At 55.9% G+C, this 17,172-nt stretch carries 18 protein-coding genes; 11 read left to right on the top strand and 7 right to left on the bottom strand.

Annotated features, from left to right (window positions below; translation table 11 throughout):
* The first annotated feature begins 5 nt into the window (after positions 1 to 5).
* The 6 genes from KJS55_RS02985 (at position 6) to KJS55_RS02960 (ending at position 7,141) form a co-directional block, all read left to right on the top strand.
* Complete coding sequence (locus tag KJS55_RS02985) at positions 6 to 1,997, top strand: VirD4-like conjugal transfer protein, CD1115 family (RefSeq protein ID WP_055179540.1); 1,992 nt, start codon at positions 6 to 8, stop codon at positions 1,995 to 1,997.
* A 42-nt stretch (positions 1,998 to 2,039) separates the two neighbouring features.
* Positions 2,040 to 3,611, top strand: coding sequence for a S1 RNA-binding domain-containing protein (locus tag KJS55_RS02980; protein WP_055179541.1), 1,572 nt, complete (start codon positions 2,040 to 2,042; stop codon positions 3,609 to 3,611).
* A 107-nt stretch (positions 3,612 to 3,718) separates the two neighbouring features.
* Positions 3,719 to 5,035, top strand: a complete 1,317-nt coding sequence (locus tag KJS55_RS02975) for an ATP-binding protein (RefSeq protein WP_050624223.1) — start codon at positions 3,719 to 3,721, stop codon at positions 5,033 to 5,035.
* A gap of 84 nt (positions 5,036 to 5,119) precedes the next feature.
* Positions 5,120 to 5,674, top strand: coding sequence for a hypothetical protein (locus KJS55_RS02970; protein ID WP_055179542.1), 555 nt, complete (start codon positions 5,120 to 5,122; stop codon positions 5,672 to 5,674).
* A gap of 440 nt (positions 5,675 to 6,114) precedes the next feature.
* A complete protein-coding gene (locus KJS55_RS02965; protein WP_070103819.1) occupies positions 6,115 to 6,579 on the top strand; it encodes a zinc-finger-containing protein in 465 nt (154 codons plus the stop codon).
* A 1-nt stretch (position 6,580) separates the two neighbouring features.
* The gene (locus KJS55_RS02960; protein ID WP_055179544.1) at positions 6,581 to 7,141 is read left to right on the top strand and encodes a sigma-70 family RNA polymerase sigma factor; all 561 of its coding nucleotides are present in this window, start codon (positions 6,581 to 6,583) and stop codon (positions 7,139 to 7,141) included.
* Between the two features lie 381 nt (positions 7,142 to 7,522).
* Here KJS55_RS02960 and KJS55_RS02955 read toward each other — a convergent pair whose 3' ends face one another.
* Complete coding sequence (locus KJS55_RS02955) at positions 7,523 to 8,644, bottom strand: YecA family protein (RefSeq protein ID WP_055179545.1); 1,122 nt, start codon at positions 8,642 to 8,644, stop codon at positions 7,523 to 7,525.
* 635 nt (positions 8,645 to 9,279) lie between these two features.
* Between KJS55_RS02955 and KJS55_RS02950 the strand changes: the two genes are divergently transcribed.
* From KJS55_RS02950 to KJS55_RS02935, 5 genes are all read left to right on the top strand, one after another.
* The gene (locus KJS55_RS02950; protein WP_050624228.1) at positions 9,280 to 9,534 is read left to right on the top strand and encodes a heavy-metal-associated domain-containing protein; all 255 of its coding nucleotides are present in this window, start codon (positions 9,280 to 9,282) and stop codon (positions 9,532 to 9,534) included.
* A gap of 5 nt (positions 9,535 to 9,539) precedes the next feature.
* A complete protein-coding gene (locus KJS55_RS02945) occupies positions 9,540 to 10,442 on the top strand; it encodes a helix-turn-helix transcriptional regulator (RefSeq protein WP_101693849.1) in 903 nt (300 codons plus the stop codon).
* 25 nt (positions 10,443 to 10,467) lie between these two features.
* Positions 10,468 to 10,596: a DUF6219 family protein gene (locus KJS55_RS17760; protein WP_487250703.1), complete on the top strand. Its 129-nt coding sequence runs from the start codon at positions 10,468 to 10,470 to the stop codon at positions 10,594 to 10,596.
* Positions 10,597 to 10,612: 16 nt separating this feature from the next.
* On the top strand, positions 10,613 to 10,873 hold the full coding sequence (locus KJS55_RS02940) for a DUF6110 family protein (protein WP_050624230.1): 261 nt from the start codon (positions 10,613 to 10,615) through the stop codon (positions 10,871 to 10,873).
* A 61-nt stretch (positions 10,874 to 10,934) separates the two neighbouring features.
* The gene (locus KJS55_RS02935) at positions 10,935 to 13,022 is read left to right on the top strand and encodes a heavy metal translocating P-type ATPase (RefSeq protein WP_055179547.1); all 2,088 of its coding nucleotides are present in this window, start codon (positions 10,935 to 10,937) and stop codon (positions 13,020 to 13,022) included.
* A gap of 109 nt (positions 13,023 to 13,131) precedes the next feature.
* On the opposite strand, the gene KJS55_RS02930 is transcribed toward KJS55_RS02935, so the two are convergent.
* The 6 genes from KJS55_RS02930 to KJS55_RS02905 all read right to left on the bottom strand — a co-directional run bounded on the left by KJS55_RS02930 (position 13,132) and on the right by KJS55_RS02905 (position 17,130).
* The gene (locus KJS55_RS02930; protein WP_050624232.1) at positions 13,132 to 13,467 is read right to left on the bottom strand and encodes a cupin domain-containing protein; all 336 of its coding nucleotides are present in this window, start codon (positions 13,465 to 13,467) and stop codon (positions 13,132 to 13,134) included.
* An 11-nt stretch (positions 13,468 to 13,478) separates the two neighbouring features.
* Positions 13,479 to 13,814, bottom strand: a complete 336-nt coding sequence (locus tag KJS55_RS02925; protein ID WP_055179548.1) for a cupin domain-containing protein — start codon at positions 13,812 to 13,814, stop codon at positions 13,479 to 13,481.
* Between the two features lie 28 nt (positions 13,815 to 13,842).
* Positions 13,843 to 14,583 (bottom strand): ABC transporter ATP-binding protein, encoded by a 741-nt coding sequence (locus KJS55_RS02920; RefSeq protein WP_055179549.1) that lies wholly within the window; start codon positions 14,581 to 14,583, stop codon positions 13,843 to 13,845.
* The gene (locus KJS55_RS02915) at positions 14,577 to 15,326 is read right to left on the bottom strand and encodes an ABC transporter permease (protein WP_055179550.1); all 750 of its coding nucleotides are present in this window, start codon (positions 15,324 to 15,326) and stop codon (positions 14,577 to 14,579) included. Before KJS55_RS02915 ends, KJS55_RS02920 begins: the two co-directional genes overlap by 7 nt.
* On the bottom strand, positions 15,316 to 16,341 hold the full coding sequence (locus KJS55_RS02910; RefSeq protein ID WP_055179551.1) for an ABC transporter substrate-binding protein: 1,026 nt from the start codon (positions 16,339 to 16,341) through the stop codon (positions 15,316 to 15,318). Before KJS55_RS02910 ends, KJS55_RS02915 begins: the two co-directional genes overlap by 11 nt.
* 111 nt (positions 16,342 to 16,452) lie before the next feature.
* On the bottom strand, positions 16,453 to 17,130 hold the full coding sequence (locus KJS55_RS02905) for a Crp/Fnr family transcriptional regulator (protein WP_055179552.1): 678 nt from the start codon (positions 17,128 to 17,130) through the stop codon (positions 16,453 to 16,455).
* Positions 17,131 to 17,172 lie beyond the last annotated feature (42 nt).

Here is a 17,172-nt window from a genome sequence, read left to right as displayed (position 1 = left end):
CTGCCATGCAGTCGAAGTATATTCGCACAATAGGAATTGTACTCGCCGTCATACTGAGTATGGCGGCGATTTTTTACATAGGTGGGTTGGTCAACCAATTCAACCTCAATTATCAGAAGTGGCTTGCAGAGGGCGGGATCACTGGCAAAGCCACAATGGACGCGATCTGTTTTTCGCCGGTGTGCTGCTGGCGGAGCGCCATGACCGCAAGCGGTCTGAAATGCGTTGCCCTTGTGGCAGTCATCGGCAGTGGTGTATATCTTTTCATCCATTTCCAAGATCGATTTGGCAATGGCGACTATGATCCTCGCAATTTCTCCCGCAGTAAGCGGGGGACCTATGGCACAGCGGGGTGGATGAGCGACAAGGAGATGCGTGCCATCCTGGAGATCAGCAGCCCCGGCCATGCGAAGGGGATTATCTTAGGCAAGACGGAGAAAGGAGCCGTCATTTGTCTGCCGGAGGATACCCGGCTCAATAAGCACATTGCCGTCTTCGGCGCAAGCGGAACAATGAAATCCCGCGGAATCATCCGCCCGGCGCTGTTCCAGAGTATCCGGCGCGGGGAATCCGTGGTGATTTCAGATCCAAAATCCGAAATGTATGCGGACACGGCAGAACTGTTTCGCAAGCACGGCTATCTAGTTCGGGTCTACAATCTGTTACAGCCGGAACTTGGCGACTCCTGGAACTGTATGTTCGACCTGGGCGGGGACACCCTCATGGCACAGGTGCTTACCGATGTCATCATCGCCAACACGAAGGGAGATGGTGAGAGTGATCATTTCTGGGATAATGGCGAGGCAAATCTGCTCAAAAGCCTGATCCTTTATGTGGATATGGACTCTACCCGCAAACCGGAGGAGAAAAACCTGCCGGCCGTCTATCAAATGATCACCCAGAACACAGAAAAAGAACTGACTATGATTTTTGATCGGCTGCCGCTGGACCATCCGGCTAAGGCTCCATACAGCCTGTTCAGTCAAGGCAGTGATGCAGTACGGGCTGGCATTGTGCTTGGCCTTGGAACCAGGCTTCAGGTGTTGCAAAGCGAAGCCGTGCGTCAGATTACCCGTCGCTCGGATATTGATTTGTCACTGCCGGGCAAACAAAAATGCGCATACTTTATCATCTTGGACGACCAAAACTCATCTCTTGAGTTTTTGTCGTCTCTTTTCTTTGTATTTTTGTTCATTAAGTTGGTGCGCTATGCGGACAGTATGCCGGAGCAGCGATGCAAGGTGCCGGTCAATATCATATTGGATGAGATGAACAACATTGGCGTGATCCCTGACTTTGGCCGGCGACTCAGCACAGTACGCTCAAGGGCCCTGCAGATTTTGATGGTCTGCCAGAGCCTGCCTCAGCTTCAGAACCGGTATCCCGATAATCTGTGGGCGGAACTATTAGGCAACGCGGATACGCAGGTTATGTTGGGAGCCACTGATGATGTGTCGGCGCAATACTTCAGTGCCCGCAGCGGAGACATGACAGTGGAAGTCAACTCCACTATGACCACACGACAAAGTATCGCCCTTGCGCAGGTTATTCCTCAATACCGCTACACAGAGGGAATCGGCCGCCGCCGCGTACTGACTCCAGATGAGGTGCTGCGCCTGCCCAACGATGAACTGCTCATCATCATCCGCGGACAGAAGGTTCTGCGGGCCAAGAAGTTTGACTTTACGGAACACCCGTATGCCAAAGAATGCGTGAAGGCCCATATCCGGGACTACAAGCCTGCACATCCTGAGGAGAAGCCCGCTCCGGTGATGGTCCACCCACAAGCGGAGGAAACTCCACCACCGGAAAAAAAGAAGACGGCAAAAGAGAAAACAGCAGGTCGCGGAGCGTCTGCAGCAAAACAGGGCGAGAAGCCTGCTGCTCCAGCTCAAACTAGCGCGCCCCCGGCTGCTGCGCCGCCAGAACAACCGTCAAAACCCGCCAAACGGCCCAAGACCCTCTATGAGAGCGCTAGGCCGCCGACGGATTTTTGAGTAATTAAAGCACGATGAAAAAACAAAGGAGGACTCAATACCATGGCAAAAACCAAGAAAGAGATTCAGGAACAGAACTCTGAAGAAAAGCAGGATGGCATTACTGCCGGCCTGACCGATTCGGAATTGTACCCAGATGGGAGCCCGCCTGCGGGCATGATCGATCTGGAACTGGCAAGTGCGACTACATTGGACCCGGATGCCTCCCAGACTGACGAGAATTTGGGCGAAGCTGCGGATGGCCAGGCACCGCATCCCCAGACTGAGAATGATGGGGATGCATCCCAAGATGAATCGCTTCAGCCTGGTGCTGAACCTGGTGAAGGCGACTCTGGTTCCCAGACTGAAACAGAATCCAGTTTGGAACCTGATGACGTTCCCCAGACTGAGTATAATTTTCAGGATGAGCTGCCTCAGCCTGGCGGGCAACCAGGTACCGAACCTGGCGAAGGTGCCTCCGATTCCCAGACCGAGTCTGATTCGGGAGGAGATTGCGATGAGCGGCTTCAGCCTGGTGAAAATGACGATACGCCCCAGACTGACTCGGAATCAGTTCAGGATGCGGAGGCCGGCGCGCCGCCCGCAAGGCGCCGCAGGAGCACCCGCAAGAAGGTATCTGAGGCGGAACCAAAATCCGATGCTTCTGACGCTGAGGCCTCCGATGAGGAGGAAACCAATACAGGGCAGTCCCAAAAACTCCGGATGCCTGGCCGGCGCCGCCAGAGGGTCGTCTCCATTGACGCCGAGCGTACCGTGCAGACAGATACAGACCGGCTGCGCAGCGATCTGCTGGATCTGGTGGAATCCCTTAAAAGTAAGAAGATACTCACCGGCACAATCCAGGGTGTGGAGCGGCTGGCAGACAACCCGGAGATGTCCTATGCGGTCATCTACCATGGTGACTTCAAAGTGATCATTCCGGTGTTGGAGGCTATTGAGGAGCCGGAGGATTATCGCGGGCAGCCTCGGGGTGATGTACTCCACTATCTGCTCAATAAGAGACTGGGTGCGGAGGTGGACTACATTGTCAAGGGCGTCGACCAGGAAAACAATGTAGTGGCTGCCAGCCGTCTGGAGGCTATGGCACTCAAGCGGCGGGAGTATTATTTCCGTACCGACCGGGACGGCAACTATCAGATCTATGAAGGAATCCGTGCAGAGGCCCGGGTTATCTCCGTTATCCGGGCCGGCATCTTTATTGACCTGTTCGGCGCGGAGTGCTACATCCCGCTGCGGGAACTTTCCTATCAGCGGTGGGTGGATGCCGCACAGCACTATCAGCCTGGCCAGCGCGTGCTGGTCAAGGTCCTAGAGGTGGACCGCAGCGACCGCAGCCACCCTCGGGTGTCCGCATCGGTAAAGCAGGCGATGGAAAACCCCTACGAAAAGGCCTTGAAGAAATATGTGGTGGGCAACCGCTACGTGGGCACCGTCAGCATGGTGGACCTCAACGGCGTGTTCGTATCCCTGGACGGAGGCGTCGACTGCCTATGTACCTATCCCAAGCGCGGCCGGCCGCCACGGGGCGCCAGGGCGACTGTGCGCATCCTCGGTATCAACCACGAGAACAACCGGATCTGGGGTGTGATCACACATATGTCTACAACTCGATAATGCTTTTGATGTGACAAAAAAAATAAAAATCGAAATTTGTCACATTGATATTATCAACTTTACAATTTAGAAGGGATGTGATAAGATGATGACTGGGAGGTGAGTTCATGGAACTCAGGAACCGTACTCGGTATTTAAAGCAATTGATTTCGTTCCAGGACACAGACCTCATAAAAGTGGTCACCGGTATTCGGCGTTGTGGGAAGTCCAGCCTGCTGGAACTGATGGAAGAGCACCTTAGGGAAAACGGTGTGGCAGCGGAGCAGATCGTCTCTATGAATTTTGAGTCTATGCAGTACGCCGATATGGATAGCAAGGCTCTCTACCAAGCGGTAATGGAGCGGAAACTGGCGGGGAAGAGGCTTTACCTCTTTTTTGATGAGGTTCAAAAGGTCCCCCAGTGGCAGAATGCGGTCAACTCCTTTCGGATCGACCTAGACTGCGACATCTATGTAACCGGCTCCAATGCTTTTTTGCTCTCATCCGAGTTGTCCACCTACCTGTCCGGCCGATATGTGGAAGTGAAGATGCTGCCCCTCTCCTTTGCGGAATTCCTTGATTTTCAAGGGTACACAGTGGAGTCATATCAATCTCCCGCAGGCGGCCAACGGAAGCGGGCCATTGACAAACAGGGACAAATGATGGATTTGCGGGAACTGTTTCAGGCATACATCCGCTTCGGCGGGATGCCAGCCATTTCGGAAACCGGGCTTGATCAAAAAAAGGTCCATATGCTGCTGGATGGCATTTACTCTGCTGTGGTAGTGCGGGACATCCTGGAGCGCGGCCGCCGGAAGGAACAGCGGGCCATTACAGACGCACTGCTTTTGCGGAAGATCATCCTCTTTCTGTCCGACAACATTGGGAACAACACCTCGATCCGCTCCATCGGCAACACGCTTGTGACGGAGGGCCTCCTGGAGGAGGGGAACCGTAAGAGCAAGCCAGCCGTGCAGACCATCTCGGCCTATATAGACGCCCTGCTGGAGTCCTATATCTTCTATGAGGTCAAGCGGTTTGACATCAAGGGAAAGGATTATCTGCGGACACTGGGCAAGTATTATATCGTGGATACTGGCCTTCGCAATTACCTGCTGGGTGACCGGGGCGGTGACACCGGCCATCTGCTGGAGAATATCATATATTTGGAACTGTTCCGGCGTGGATACGATGTGGCGATTGGGAAACTGGACGATAAGGAGATCGATTTTATCGCAACCAGCAACGGCCCCAAAAGATATATCCAAGTGACCGAAACCATGAGTGATTCTGAAACACGGAAACGGGAACTGGCGCCTCTGATGGCGGTACAGGACAACTACGAGAAAGTCGTCATTACGATGGATCAGCCGCTGGATACCGACATCAACGGGATTAAGATCGTGAATGCGCTGGATTTCCTGCTGGATGGTGAAACACAGTAGAATTTGGATAGCACTTGGAATCAGGGTGAACGCATGAGGTGCGTTCACCCTGATTCATTTTCTGCGAAGAGGAGATGAACTAAGATGAATAGAACGAGAAAGAAAACGGGACGGGCCTGCCTGTCTCTGTTGGTGATTGTAATGTTGATGTCAGTGTTGTGTCCAGCGGCTTTGGCCGATACCGATGGCACAGAACCACAACTGACACAGCAGCCAGATCAACTGATTCTGCAGCTTGGAACGCGCTGGGCGGGTGTAGAGTTTGAACTACGCACTGACGCCGGAGTATTCCCGGCCCCCATTGTTGTAGACAGCAGCGGAGTACTGACCATGGATTTGGGCGGCAGCAAGACCTATACCCTCAGCTGCCTCAATTCCACGGTACCTATCCCAGATCCGCTCACGGGGCAAGGCCAGGCTGTACAGGAGCCGGCTGAGCCGTCACAAGACGCCGCTGCGGATGTGGCGCAGCAGGAAGAACCTGATGCAAACTCAGGCGGCATCCCAGTCGGCACGCTGATCCTGTTCCTGACCGGCTTGGCCCTCGCTGGGGCGGGTCTGGCCGCGCTCTACATTGCCAAACGGCGCCAGCAGTCGGTTTGTGATAACTGGGAGGATGGGGACGATGACGAATACTGAGCCCTGAAATTGTCCCAGACTGAGATGGATACTCCCAGACTGAAATGAGTGGGATTTTTGCGAAAATCACTGTGTTTTTTGTGATTTTTATTGACTTTTTGGATGGATTCTGCTATAATTCCAATATAGCAAGATACTGCGTAGAGGCTTTCGATACGCCGGGGCGCCATGGCGTCAGACCTGCTGAAATGGTGCGGGGAATCGTTACGGAGCCGCTGTCCCGCGGCCCCACAACGCGCAGGTCTTGTCTGAAAAGAATGTGGCCGGAAGGCCGCTGAAATACAGTGCAGAGTCAATGGCTGGATGCGACACCACTATTCCAGCGCTTGGCTCTGCATTGTCTTTTTTCAGCGGTCTTCCGGTCTTTTTCGTTTTTCCCGGTTCCGCTCAGGCTGATGCGAGTCTGTCATATGTCATTACTTCGAGAGGAGGATTTTAGCATGAAGAGAAAATCAAACCGCAGCAAGGATAGTGTACTGCCGGGTAGTGGGCGCCTACATTGCCACTGCGGCAGCCCTGCGGTTCTGCGCAGCGCGGAGGGTTTATGCAGGGTACACCAGGAGGGAGCGATGGCCTATGTCTGTTCCAGATATCCGGATTGTGATTCCTTTGTGATGGCACATGCAAAGACATTGAAGCCGATGGGCAGTTTGGCGGGACCGGAACTGAGGCGGCTACGCTATAACGCGCATAAGGAATTCAACCGTCTGTACCAGTCAGGGATCATGAGTAAGCGTGATGCTTATCAGTGGCTGGGCATGATTGTGCAGGCACCGATGGCTCACGCCCATATTGGGCATCTGGGAGAGTATTACTGTCAGGTGGTCATCCGGGAGAGCAGGAAACTGTATCAGGAACGGATGGGAGAGAAGGAGCGGTTAGGAAAGGTATCTGGAGGTGAATGAAATGTTGAAGCCGTTGACGAATGAACAGCAAATCAAGGTGGAGGAGAATATGGGCTTGGTGGGGAAGGTGATCCAGGACTGTGTGCATACATTGGGCACGGGCTGCATCTATGACTATGACGACCTGTTCCAGATTGGATGCATTGGCCTATGTAAAGCCGCCCAGACGGACCAGCCAGGGTATAACGTGGCCTTTTCGACCTATGCCTACCGCCTGATCCGCAATGAGATCTATACACAGTTGGAGTACGCAACACGCCGGGGCAGGGAAGTGGCCACCGATCCAGATGAGATGCCGTGTTCGGTACTGGACGATGAGACCACAGAACAGCGGGAGGCAAGCCTCAGTCTCCTTCACTTTTTGGATCGAGCCGAGGCAGACGCCACCGGAGTGGCTGCAAAAGGGATGCAGGCCATCCGGCTGCTCGCTGAAGGATACAGCAACCGTGAGATTGGAGAACTGTTTGGCGTACCGGCCAACTATGTTACAGCGTGGGTTGCTAAGGCGAGGAAGGTCCTAAAACGGCAGAGAGACTATGAGTATTCGGGGGCGCTTTCCTGATTTGCACCAAAGGGATGGCACGCTGTTTTAGACTCTGTTCCGGTAGACAATGGCTGAAGCATGTCCTGCTTTCGGCTGTCTATGCATCAGTTGATGAACGTGCTGCGAGCATGAAAAAACGGGCCCGCGGGAGCAATGCTTCCGCGGGCCCGTTTTTGCTTGTCTGGTACGAATGATTGAGTTTATCTGTCTAGCCAGCTGGGGCGTCTGAATTGCCTTCTTCCGCGGGCAGCCACAGGGAACTGTATGGAATTAGAGCCCGGCTACTCTTTGCAAAGACGATGCGCTCTTTCTTTGACAACGAGGGCCAGCATACCTGCAGGATCATATAGTCTATGATGACATCTGCTGCGGGGATTCCTCGTTTCATGCTGCAATAGACTATCTGCCGCAGCACTTTTTATATTTCTTTCCACTCCCACAGGGGCAGAGATCGTTACGCCCGACCTTTACTGTTTTGGATGGCAGTTTATTGAGGCGTGGCTGCTCGTACAACTCAAAAATTTCGTTCGGAGTTCTCCCGTTGTTTGACCAGAGCCGTGTGCTGTTCGCCATTTCCGACAGAATATCCAGAACGATTTGCAGGTCTTTCCGGGAAATAAATATCTTGCAGTCACGGAGAATATTCAGATACTCAACAGGGCGTACCTCCAGAAGCATGGCGAAGTGGAGTTCCGACATGACCGCATTCACATCCTCGTGGCTCAATCCCATATCACGTCGGAGGTATTGCTCCATCAGCAGTGTGGCGGCGGTTTCCTCATAGTAGTCGATATCTGCATACTTGAGGAACTCGGGCTTCGGGGGAATGTATCGCGGCTTGCTTCCAATCCTGGTCAAAAGGTCCGCAACATCACGGAATTCATTTTCCTCGAAGCCGTGATGGACTAAGTATTCCTCCCATAGCACATAACCGCACATTGAGGCGATGTGCCGGAGCAGGGTGGGGAAAAGTTCCGCCTCCGCGAGTTTCTTACTGTTCTGGCTGTTGAAAATGGTGATCAGGTCATCCTGGCGGATCACGCCATACAGATTAACCGCCGCCATGGCGTAGGAATGGATCAGGTTGTCGCGTTTCTTGCGTGCCAGGAAACTGGCGGTAGCCAATTCCTGGTAGATTGCACGCACATCCTTCGGTACAACGTAAAATTGACGATTCTCATGCTGAAAGGCCTGAAGATATCCTAGGAAGGGTAGAATGCCTTCCATCCCCTGTGCAGCCGTTTTTAGTGGGTAGGCATCGGCTGCCGCGCATTTTTGAAAAAGTATCCACTCTGGTTCTTCTAAGCCGTACAGGACCGCTTCTAACCGCTCGGGCCGCAGTAAGTCGTTGCGGATTACGCCGATCAATTCATTTTTTCGCAATTTAGAGGTACCATTTAAATGGAGATTTGCCGCGAGGCGGCGCAATTGGGGGATAGTTTTCCTCGCCAGACAGTTCTGCAGATCCGTGAATGGTGCGGCCGCCTCCATAACATCATGGCTGAGTCCTTTCTGTGCCAAGTCAATTCCCCCTTTTCAAGCATCATATCATGTTTTTGAGGTCACGGCAACTGCAAACCGGGCTGTGAAGATCGGATAAAGTTGCACTTTTGGTGGCAAATGATAGATCCCACTGTCAAGAGTTTTCCACGACGCATTGATCTAGTTGGATTTTCTTTTTGAATGTCAGATGATATACCCGACCATTCAGAAGACCATAGAAGCAGAATGAGTGAACCCACATATAGGCCCGCCAAGGCTATGAGGGGTTATTTGATAAAGAGAATTAGATTTCTCTTAATTGGTGATCGCCACCAAGTGGATTGCACGGAAGCCCCAAGCATCTGTGCCCTCAACCTCTTTTCGGAGCCGTGGGAGCGGTATCATGTGAAAAGAGAATATCCATCGACTGTGACAGGCGGACTCCTTGACAAAAATATCGTACCGTATGGATATTTTCTACGTGACACAATACTCTTTTTTTCAAGGGACTTGCAGGGCATTAAAATTTGTGGTATTATTAGTTAGTAAATGCTAACTATTGAATGCCAGGGGTAGGAGTGCAGATAAGCAAAAGTATCTGGCAAACTGCGGTTCTGGTATTTTATTTGTACTGAATAGTTAGCAAAAACTAACAAGATGAGAGGGAAACTGTAATGCTCCAATACACCATCGCAGTGGAAGGAATGGCCTGTTCCATGTGCGAAGCTCATGTCAACGACGCAGTCCGCAAGGCATTTCCCATTAAAAAGGTCACTTCGTCCCACAGCAAAGGGCAGACGCAGATCCTGTGTGAGAACAGATTAGATGAGGACGCCCTGCGCAGTGCGATCTCCGCCACAGGCTATCAGGTCCTTTCCATCCAGTCGGCCCCCTATGAGAAGAAGGGCCTCTTCTCCTTCCGAAAGTAAGCGCCATGCTGGATGCACTTTTATCCTGGGACGGCTGGACCGTCACCCAGTTGCCCGCGGAGCAGGCGGCTATCTTCCGACTGGAGGGAGCACCCCCCTCGGAAGAGTTCCCGTTTATCCAGGAGTCGGAGGCTCTGGAGATCCTATTTTGCCGCAAAGGCGGGCTTATTTTGGAATGGGCCGGCCACCGGCGTCTTAGCCTTAGCGCCGATCAGGTATTGTTTCTCCCAGTCCGTACAGAAGCGTATCGGGGCCAGTTTGCTTCGGAGTCATTCTATGGTGCCCTTATTCGGATGGAAGCGAAAGCCGCGTGGTCGGCCCTGCGTGCTATGCACTCCGACTTGGGAGAGTCCATCTCCCGTGCCTGGAATGATCCTTGTATGCTGAAGGCAGCACTCTGGAGCGAAGCTCTGTTTTCTGCCCTGGACTATATGCAGCCGGGACATATCGGAGATTACTATGTCATCAAGGCGCTGGAGGTTTTGTTCCTGCTCCATGCACAGCGAGAGGGGCTGGCCTTACCTCCGCAGTGTGATTACCATACACATAGTCAGATTGAAACCATACGCGAGATTCAGAAATACTTGGTGGGGCACCTGGATGAGCGACTGACGATTCAGATACTGTCCCAACAGTTTCGAATCTCCGGCACAGCGTTGAAGTCCTGTTTCCGTCAGGTGTATGGAGTCCCGATTCACCAGTATCTCCTGGAACAGCGCATGGCCCAGGCCGCGGAACTCCTCGCTACTACGACCCAGAGCGTGCTCCAGATCTCTACAGCAGTAGGATATTCCAGCGTCAGCCAGTTCGGCATCGCGTTCAAGCAGCGCTACCATATGCCTCCCTCCCAATTTCGACGGAATGCAAATAAAAATCCATTTGCAACGGTTTTCGTCCGAAACGGATAGAAAAGTCTAAGATTCGTATGTTATTATGTGTGCTCAAATAAGGTGCCATGTCTGGCGAGGGAGGGACTATCCAATGAAACACCACCGTTTCTGGGCTTGGGGCGCTGTCGTCTGCATGGTCATGGCCATCATTACCGGATACCGGCACCGCTGAATGCGAGGTGAGCAATATGAATATCTATAAGGGAGTAGGTCTGTTCGCCAGCGGCGTGCTGTTCGGCTCTGCTGGCTTCAAGCTGCTGTCCAGCAAGGACGCGAAGAAAGCCTATACACACGCCACTGCCGCGGCTCTGCGGGTAAAGGAGTCCGTGATGGAGACGGTCACCTCTGTCCAGGAAAATGCCGCTGATATCTTGGCCTCCGCCAAGGAAATCAATGAGCAGCGTGCGAAGGCGGAGGAGGCTGCCAGCGTAGAGTGTTCTGAAGCGTAATGCGTAAGAAACGAGGGAGGGGCCGCCGGGAGGCGGTCCCTCTCGTTCTATGGAGGCAATCATGAAATTTCAAATTAAACACGAATGCCGCGGACGAATCCGCGTTCAGGCCATGCAGCAGCGCATGACGCTGGAACAGGCCGACATGCTGGAGGCATGGCTGCTGACTCTGCCGCAGGTGGAGCGGGCGTCTGTCCATGAGCGGACCCGCTGCGCGGTGATTGAGTATCAGGGAGATCGGCAGGATTTACTAAGGGCCCTCGCCGGTTTTTCTTATCAGAATCATGCGCTGGCGGAATTGGTCCCGCTCCACAGCAGCCGGGCGCTCAATCGTGCCTATGAGGAAAAGCTGGTGGGTATGGTCGCGTTTAAGGCAGTCCGCTCCCTGTTTTTTCCGGCACCGCTGCGGACAGCCTACGCTGTTGTGAAAGCTGTTCCATACCTGTTCCGAGCACTCCGGTGTCTGTTGCGAAGACAGCTCCATGTAGAATTGCTGGACGGGATTTCTATCTGCTTGTCCATGGCGCGGCGGGACTTCGACACAGCCAGTTCTGTGATGTTCCTGCTACGGCTTGGCGAGTTGCTGGAGGAGTGGACCCACAAAAAGTCTGTGGAAAACCTAGCTCGGAGTATGTCTCTGAACATCGACCGGGTCTGGATGAAAACCGAAAAAGGAGAGGAACTGCTCCCGCTCCATCAGGTGCAGGCCGGGGATCAGGTAGTTGTCCGCATGGGCGGCATGATCCCACTAGACGGCACCATCGTGGAGGGCGAGGTCATGGTCAATCAGGCGTCCCTCACCGGAGAATCCATTCCTGTCCCCAAACGGCCCGGGAGTAGCGTCTATGCCGGCACGGTGGTGGAGGAGGGCGAATGCGTCCTCACGGTCACCCAGCAGTCCGGCGAGGGCCGCTATGACAAGATCGTAGCCATGATCGAGGAGTCGGAGCAGCTCAAGTCCGCGGCGGAGAATCACGCGGCACATCTGGCCGACCAGTTGGTGCCTTACACGCTGGCAGGGAGCGCACTGGTCTATCTGCTCACCCGCAATGTCACCCGTGCTCTGTCTGTGCTGATGGTGGACTTCTCCTGCGCTTTGAAACTGTCCATGCCTCTGGCGGTTCTCTCCGCCATGAGCGAGGCCAGCCGCTTCCATGTGACCGTGAAGGGCGGAAAGTACCTGGAGGCCGTGGCCCAGGCGGACACCATCGTCTTTGACAAGACTGGCACCTTGACCCATGCCAGCCCCGTGGTGGCCCAGGTGATCCCCTTTGGTGGGAACAAGGAGCCGGAAATGCTCCGTCTGGCCGCGTGCCTGGAGGAACACTTCCCGCACTCCATGGCCAACGCCGTGGTCCAGGCCGCCCGGGAGCGGGGGCTTGCCCACGAGGAGATGCACTCCCAGGTGGAGTACCTGGTGGCCCACGGCATCGCCAGCACGGTAGACGGCAGGCGGGTCATCATTGGCAGTGCCCACTTCGTCTTTGAGGATGAGGGCTGCACTGTCCCGCCGGGAGAGCAGGACGCCTTCGACGCCCTGCCTAAGCAGTACAGCCACCTGTATCTGGCGGTCGGCGGCGTACTGGCCGCAGTTATCTGTATCTCTGACCCCTTGCGCGTCGAGGCGGTGGATGCGGTAGCTGCCCTCCATGACCTGGGGGTGGGCAAGATCGTCATGCTCACTGGCGACAGTGAGCGCACTGCGGCAGCCATCGCCGCCCAGGTGGGAGTGGACGAGTACCGGGCTGAGGTGCTGCCGGAGGACAAGGCCCGTTTTGTGCAGGCCGAGCGCGCACAGGGCCGCACGGTGGTCATGATCGGCGATGGAATCAACGACTCCCCGGCTCTGTCCGCTGCCAATGTGGGCATCGCAATCAGCGATGGCGCCGCCATCGCCCGGGAGATCGCGGACATCACCATCGCGGCAAACGACCTGTTCGAACTGGTGCAGCTGCGGCGGCTGTCCGTGGCCCTGATGAACCGCATCCAGTCTAACTACCGCTTTGTCATCGGCTTCAATGGCGGACTCATCGCCTTGGGAGCCCTGGGCATCCTAGCGCCAGCCACCTCTGCCACGCTCCACAACCTGTCCACTCTGGGCATCAGCCTGCGCAGCATGACCAATCTGTTGCCGCCAGCAAAAGCATGAACACAGCCCCATCTGACCTTGTTCATACGGTCAGACGGGGCTGTGTTTTATGCTGTGATTTGTCATGTCCCCACCTGGGTCTGTCCACAGAGCATTGGATGGGAAAGGGTCACTCCTTCGCAACCACCAGGTACATTTTGAATGGGGTCACGGCCTGGACCGCGTGGGGGATGCCGGCCGGCATGATGACAGCCTCCCCGGCGTTCAGCGTGTGTGGGACACCGTCAATGGTAATCTGAGCGGTGCCCTCCAGGATGGTGGCCATGGCGTCCCCGGGGGCGGCGTGGGTACTGATGGCCTCGCCCGCATCAAAGGCGAACAGCGTCATCCCCACACCAGGCCGCTGGGCCAGGGTCAGGCTGACAACTTTACCGGGCTCGTACCCGACCTGATCCTTCAGGGGAAAGGGCTGGGCATGGGGCAGGTTTTTGATCAACGGTTCCATACAGATCCTCCTCAGTTTGATTGGATGGTAATTTGCAGCAGTTTGAAGGGGCCGTTCCCGCCAATGGCGTGGGTGGTCTGCGCTGGCACAGCCAGACAATCCCCTGCGCCCAGACAAACCTCGTGCCCCTCCAGGCGCAGAGGCATATCACCCTCCAGCACATAATAGACCGTGTCGCCGAAGTAGCGCTCCTCACTGATACTCTCTCCGTCCCCAAAAGCCAACAGCGTCATTTGGCAGTGCTCGCTACGGGAAAGAGCCATGCTCACCACGCGCCCCGGCTGGATGGAGATGAGTTCGCTCAGAGCCGCCGGCTGCTGAACCGGCAGATTGCGGAGAATGTCCATTTCCGAGCCTCCTTCCGTGTTCTAAAAGTTAGTATATCACCTTTTCTTGTGGGCCGCCATTGCCGTGGCAACCAGACTGGTTATAACCAGTGATTCGCCGGATGATCTCTTGGCGCAGTCGGGCCAGTTCAGGGGCGGAGGCGTCCCGCCCCTCCGGGCCGGGGAGGTCAAACCACTGGCAGATTGCAGTGGGGCGCGGAGCGAGCACGGCGATGCGGGTCGCCACAGTGAGCGCTTCGTCGATCTCATGTGTAACAAAAAGCACCCCGGGCCGCTCCCGCTGCCAGATGGATAACAGCATGGACAGCATCTCCATGCGGATTCCGTAGTCCAGCCCCTGAAATGGCTCGTCCATCAGGAAAATCTCACCGCCGAAGTGGAATGCCCGGGCCAGGGCGCACCGGCGGGCCATGCCGCCGGAGAGTTGGCCGGGATAATAGCGTTCAAACCCCTCCAGCCCCACAGCAGTGATGAGGGAGCGCACTTCCTCGGCGGGCGCGTCCTCCCGCACCAGCCGGATGTTTTCCTCCACCGTGCGCCAGGGCAGCAGCCGGGCGCTCTGAAACATATAGCTCAGCCTGCCATCCGCACCCTCCACCGTACCGGCATCCGGCGCCGTCAGGCCGGAAATGATGTTCAGCAGCGTGGTTTTCCCGCAGCCGGAGGGGCCGATCAAGGCGACAATCTCGCCCCGGGACAGGGTGAGGGACAGGTTTGAGAGTACGGGCAGATCCTCAAAGCGCTTGCAGAGCCCGCTCAGTCTCAGCATGGGGCTCCCCCTCTCCTGGACAGAAGCAGGCACACCAGCTTCTGCGTAATAAAGCATCCTGCCACCAGCAGGAATGCCCACGCGATGATCGCGTCGGGCTGGATATTCAGCCTCGCGGTGGTGATGGCGCCGCCGATCCCACTGTTCGTGGTGAGGACCTCTCCCATCACCGCCAGTTTCCACCCGCCGCCCACGACGATCTCCAGTGCGGAGAAGAAATAAGGGCGGATGGAGGGCAGCGTCACATGGAGCAGGATCTTCCTGCGGGAAAAGCGGTAGAGCCTCGCCATCTCCAGAAGCTCCGGGTCTACACTCCGCACGCCATGGCTCAGGTTGATCACCACCGTTGGAATGGTGGATGTCGCCACAATGAATACACAGGGCCAGCCATTGAACCCAAACCATACCAGGGCCAGCACGACCCAGCATACCGGAGGTACCGACTGGAGCACATGGATGAACGGCATCCCCACATCTTCCAGTTTGGGGCACAGCCCGAACAGCAGTCCCAGCACCGTGCCCACCGCAACCCCGATTCCCAGGCCAAGCGCCAGACGCAGCAGAGTAGTGCCGATGGTGGGCCAGAAATCCGGCTCCCGGAACAGTCCTGCCAGCGTACCCGTCACCTGTGGGACAGAAGGGAGCACCAGAGGGGAGAAACAGAGCGAGGCCAGCTGCCAGATACCCAGCAGCAGGCCCACGCCCAGGGCGCGGCGGAGCCAGAGGGCCGCCTTACCCCGCATAGTATAACCCGTCGTCGGGGAGTTTTCCGCCGATCATCGAGGGGTCAAAGTCGTTGAGCAGATTATAGAATGTATCCAGTTCTCCCCGGGCGTCCTGGGCGCTCTTGAAGGTCAGGCCCATATTGGGGATCGCGGCCTCTACCACAGCGGCCTTCATGCCCAGGTGCTCCTCGGCCAGAGCGGCGGCCTCGGCGGGGTGGTCCAGCACCCACTGGACGCTCTCAGCGTAGGCGGCCTGGAATTGCTCTGTCAGCTCCGGATTTTCGTCGATGAAACTCTGGGTGGTGCCGAAGCCGGCGTTGGGGATCATGGTGTCGGTGCCGGTGACCCGCTGCCACTCCTCTTCAAAGCTGAGCGCCCGGCGTACTTCGCTGTTCTGGTTCATCGCGGATGTGACCTGTGGCTCGATCAGGGTGGCATATTCCGCCTCGCCGGAGGCCAGCAGGGCGGCCACCTCGGCGGTGCTGGCGTAGACGATTTCCACATCCTCACCCACCGTCAGCCCGGCTTCATTCAGGAAATACTGGGTCAGAGCGTCCGGAGGAGAGGACTGGAGGGGGATATAGACGGTCTTGCCGGCCAGATCGGCCCAGGTTTCAAACGCAGGGTCCGTGGTCATGAAATAGGTGACGCCCCAGGTATTCACATTCATCAGGCGCACATCCAGGCCCTTGTTGTAGAGTGTGGAAACCACAGTGAGTGGGAAAGCGTACAGGTCGTGCTCCCCGCCCTGGACCATGGCCAGCAGCTCCTCGGGGGAGTTCCACACATTCAGGTCGATAGTCACATTCTCTCCCAGCAGTCCAGCCTCCATCATGTGCAGGACGGGAAGTGCCGGGGGCGCGGTAGGTACACCCACTGAGATGGTCACCGGCTCGGCGGCCTGCGTGGAACTGGCCGGCGGGGATGTGGGGGATGCGGAGGGATTTTCGGCCGGACCATTTCCGTTGGAGCAGCCAGCCAGGGCAAACAACAGCATCGCGGATGCTGCCAGGGATGCAAGAGCGCGTTTCATGTGCGACTCTCCTTTCAAGAATTTTTGGTTAGCAGTAACTAACCTGTTGCAGCGATATGATAGCACCCGCAAAAAAGCCTGTCCGTTGCCATGGCAACGGGCAGGCAAAATTTATACGCTGAGAAAGCTCTGATCCAGAATACGCACCTGTTGGCCCTGAAAGGCGAGAATTCCCTCTTTCTGCATACGCCCCAGTTCCCGGGAGAGGGCGCTGCGGTCTACACACAGATAGTCGGCCAGTTCACCCCGCCCCATGTCCAGATGGAGTTCGCCGCCGGGCTTGGCGGGGAGCATCTGGAGATAGAGCTTGATCCGGTTTCGGAGCCGGTTCTGGGCCAAGATCCGCATTTTCTGATTGAGAAAAAGGGCGCCCCGCCCCATTTCACGGAGCAGGTTGGCGGTGACCTGGGCTTTGTGCGGACAGGCGCATTCCTGCTGAAGAAGCAGCGGGTCAAAATCCAGATAGAGCACCTGCACATCAGTCAGCGCGTCGATCTGGATGGGACTGTCCTCCGCCATGGAGCACACCAGAGTCTCCCCAAATACCTGCCCCCGCCCCAGCCGTTCGATGGTGACCAAATTGCCGTCCTCACTATACAGGGAGATCCGCAGCGTCCCATCCATCACAACGCCGGGCCGCTTCTGGCACTCGCCGATCTGGAGGAGGATGGCATCCTTACGAAACGATTTGGTTTCTCCCCGAAGGCAGGCCAGTACATTTTGATATTTCTCTTCCGGGATGCCGTCAAACAGGCGGCACTGACGCATCACCGTAGTAATCGGGTCCATGAGATACCTCCATGTTGCCGTGGCAATCGACAACTGCGCTGT

Source organism: Pusillibacter faecalis, from assembly GCF_018408705.1.
GTDB lineage: Bacteria > Bacillota > Clostridia > Oscillospirales > Oscillospiraceae > Oscillibacter > Oscillibacter faecalis.
Note: the sequence above shows the minus strand (reverse complement) of the source record. Positions and strands in the feature narration are given on the sequence as shown.